This is a genomic window from Stenotrophomonas sp. STEN021, assembly GCF_056760175.1.
Map to the genome: position 1 here is coordinate 1 of NZ_JBRREH010000152.1, position 3,815 is coordinate 3,815.

3 protein-coding genes are annotated in these 3,815 nt (G+C 43.0%); all 3 read right to left on the bottom strand.

What is annotated here, in order from left to right; all coding sequences use genetic code 11:
- Positions 1-796 precede the first annotated feature (796 nt).
- Positions 797-1,660, bottom strand: a complete 864-nt coding sequence (locus ACVOL0_RS20145; protein WP_481550593.1) for a hypothetical protein — start codon at positions 1,658-1,660, stop codon at positions 797-799.
- A gap of 296 nt (positions 1,661-1,956) precedes the next feature.
- A complete protein-coding gene (locus tag ACVOL0_RS20150) occupies positions 1,957-2,406 on the bottom strand; it encodes a hypothetical protein (protein ID WP_481550594.1) in 450 nt (149 codons plus the stop codon).
- A gap of 59 nt (positions 2,407-2,465) precedes the next feature.
- Positions 2,466-3,815, bottom strand: a 1,350-nt coding sequence (locus tag ACVOL0_RS20155; protein ID WP_481550595.1) for a MobA/MobL family protein, incomplete at its 5' end; no start/stop codon positions are given.

The window sequence follows — 3,815 nt, forward strand, 5'->3', positions numbered from 1 at the left end:
TCAGTCCTAAACTAAAATTTGTGTTGGTTTGGTTTTTTTCAAAAAAATTTTTTTTAAAATTATATTTTTTTAATAAAAAAAAATGGGGGGCCCCCCCCCCCCATACCCCCCAGATCCCAGATGCTTTTAGGCTTTTAAAAAAGGCTTTTAGTAGGTAAGGCCAAAGTCTCCCCCTACCCAGCAAGCGGGGGTTTTGACTTTAGACCTGTCTATTACTTTCGTAAAAGCCACAAGGCCGAGAAGATACCTACATACTTCTCTACAGCGAGTTCACGGCTTGTAGTGCCGCCTTACACAAGTCTCGCAACCGATACTATCGGCGTCTCTTTGGTGGGCTTCTGTAAGCGTCCTAGATGCCTCTAGGAACTCTCAATTCTAACCCGTAGATATCAGCAGAACCGGGAAGAGGCAACGCAAATTGAAGTTCCTTAAGCTTCAACACCTCTCGACACATATGCTTGATACCTTGGCTTCACTCCTGTGAATTTAAGCTCAATAACGCATTTCCTCGTTATATATATCTGCTAGACAACAGCACGCTAACCAACGGCTTTTTCGTTTGTCAGGCGAGTTATATAATGGGTATTGATTAATCTCCGGCTTTTGTTATTATCCCAGAAAGGGGCTTGGCCTGAGTGGTGTAATCCGTTTCATTACATTACTCGCTTCAATAGTCTGCAAAACTTTGAAGCCATAGATACAAATTAGCCCAGCTTGATTTATTGTCAAGCTGGGCTTTTTATTTTTTGGTAACTGACAAGAAGGAGATTGATTTCTATTTTAATAGGTATTTCAACTAAAGGCCGGAGAGCTTAAGCCAGCCCTTTCTTCTCATTACCGTATTGCGACTTGCAAGAAAAAAGTTGAAGAAGTCCTCAAAATGAGGAACCCCCATAGAACTCCACCCTTCACGATTTTCGTAATCAGCAGCGTGGTCAACCATGTTTCTAAGTAGATAATATATGGGTCTGAAGCATTCGATAATTCGCCATATCGCCAGTTTTGATGCTCGCTCACCGATAATTTGCCTGTGGAAGATATCGAATTCAGTCATTGGAAACCCAGTCTCGTCAAGAACACTGGTAAATCCGAATCCAAATCCCGCTTTATCCATCGAACTAGCAAGAGAGCGAGCAGCCTTCTCTCTTCTGCTTGCGGGTGTAAACTCCCTATCAAGCTCCTCACATACTTTCCACCACTCATCTATCGGACTCAGACTCCCAGCCCCCTTCGTTGGTTCAGCTAATTCGTTAAAATTGAAATATCGTGCTCCTTTCGCAAATTTGGAAAGAAACTCTAGCAGCTTGTTATCTACGTCAAGTCGTTTGCTGAGTGTGGAACCTTGCATATAGATTGAATGCAAGTCGTCACATTTTTCCATTAACTTTATTAAATCGTGACCTCTCCCTCCATCCCTAAGGGATTGCATCGACGGGCCCTTGTATTGATTCTTAAGCATGTAATCGACAACGATAGCGAGCTTAAGCATACGCTCCATCCCGATGGATAGATTGAAAAACGCAGCGTAAAAGTTTCCATCCTTTTCTGCGTAATATCTAGACTTAAGGAGCGCATCGAATCCGAAAATAATTGAACTCTTTGCTAGATGTGACTCTTGCGAAAGAAGAAAATTTTCCTTAGAAAATCCGATATAATGCATAGATGTCCTTATATATGAATTGCCCAACGTTTGGTGGATTCCCCGCCTTGAATTACAATAAAATCACAACCACAGAAAATCAGCAACAAAAAAGCCCCGCTTCCGGGGCTATTTTTATTGCAAGCAGTCCATAGGACTGTGAACTTTCTTTCTAAGCTGCCCAAGGGGCAGATAAGCTGCTCCAGATGTTTGCTTTCTAAGCAGCTCATAGAGCTGTGAACGACCGGAACAAAATTGACATTATAATAATATGTTATTTCTGTCAAGTATTATGCTTGTATCCCATCGCACTTAGATCAGTGTTGCCATTGGATTGGGCCGAAGCCACCAAAAATGGCGAATGGATAAAAGTGCAAATAGATTTTCACGGCAAAAAAGGCAATCCACCAATTGGCAATAGGATATTTGCGACTTCTTAAAGCATTTCCTAAAGTCATTTTCTTTGATACATCGACTACGCCACCGTGATCTTTGTAGGATTGCCACTCCCGATTGTGTCCATCCACTGCATTGTTCATATTAATAATATATGCCAACCAGCCCAACACCATTGGGGCAAAGAAGATCCCTCCAAGAATGAACGGCAAGGAAGTTAGAAGGCCCATTACAGCACCCACTAGAATCCATGAAATGTGGATCTTCTTACTCGTAGAACCGCGCCAAATTGCGTGCATATATCCCCCTGTGTGTGAAAGAAGTAGCAGCGTTGCAGCCCGATCCTTGATCGGTTCAACTAGTGCTGTCAATAGGTTTAGCAAAAAAAAGCCCCAAGATCGGGGCTTTTCTTCTTACGGTATGTGGGAGATCATCTTCTGAAACCATTCTTCCTTTTTTTACTGTTAATAGGATCAAGAACAGGATTGGGAGCCTCAGGAGTAAGCGTAGGTTCTTTGAGTTCATCGGCTGCTTTTTGCTCTGGGGTCTTCAAGCTATCTTGGAACTGATCGACACTCTCTGTTAGATATTTATCTGCAAGTAACCTATTTGCCTGTGCTTGTGTGCGTTCTTGCTTTGCATCATCAGCAGCTTGCTTCAATTGCTCTAAATGCAATTTTTCTTCTTCCTGTTGTTTTTGAGCTTGAGTCTTGATCCCTGCAAAATTTGCAATCCTGCTTAAACCAGTTTCTTCCAGTTCTTCATAATTTGTATTGGCTGCTCTGTATAGATCCAGTCGATCTTTTCGCTCCTTCTTCCAATGCTCATATTGCTCTTGTGTCTTTTCATATCTTGAATAAGCGCCTAACACTTTACGAGCATATAGACGTTGGTCGAAGTCTTCTGATTGCTCCATTTCTTTTGCTTTCTTGAGAATTTTTTGAATATCACTCTCGACACTTTCTGAATATTCGTTTGCTAACATAATTTGAGTCCTCGTTATTTCGTCTACTTCTTTTGATACTTGAACTCTGCTAGAAGTAGACTTCACTAACTTGGTTCCTGCCGTTCTTGTGTAAGAACGAATTTCTCTAATTGCTGCTGCTCTAATAATTTTTCTACCATTGGGCTGATCTTCGATCATTGCCCTTGCATGTAGATCTTGGATTTCACGCTTTTTAAGTGGAACGACATTGGAAGCTTCTGCTGCCTTCTGTAGTGCTTCTACTCGCATACGGTGGCGGTTGAACCGGTTGCTAGAGATCGCTGTGATCTCGTCATTAGCAATAGTTCTCTTTGTGCCTCTTCTGCGCCTTCTGGCTTGCGTAGAAGCCCGTCCTTCGTGCTTGGTAGGGGTTCTATCGAGCTGTGCAGCTTCGTCGTATTTCCCGGCTCTCATCGCTTCCAACTTTTGAGCTTCTAGCGTCTTTTCAGAAATACGGCAATCCTGTCCTGCGGCCTCTAGTGCTTTGTTGGCGTGTTGAGACCACTCTTTACGCCAGTTCTCCAATATAGTTTTGTCGTTCCAAGATCGCTCTTTGTTGCCGAATCCGGCAACGGAGACCGCTCTTAAAGTCAACATAATATGAGCGTGAGGATTGCCACTATCAAAGTCGTGAAAAGCGACAACTGCACACATTCCCCTGTTGACCATTTCTTTATTTGTGAACTCTAGGGATGCTCTGAACAATTCCTCGGCGACAATAGCGCAAGGTTCGACGGATGACGACGATGCAGCTGAGCTTCGGGGACGCGGAACACACGGGCAAGCGGAAGAAGA

Coding starts and splice junctions, on each gene's coding strand:
- ACVOL0_RS20145 (WP_481550593.1), bottom strand. CDS start 1,660: ATGCATTATATCGGATTTTCTAAGGAAAATTTTCTTCTTTCGCAAGAG.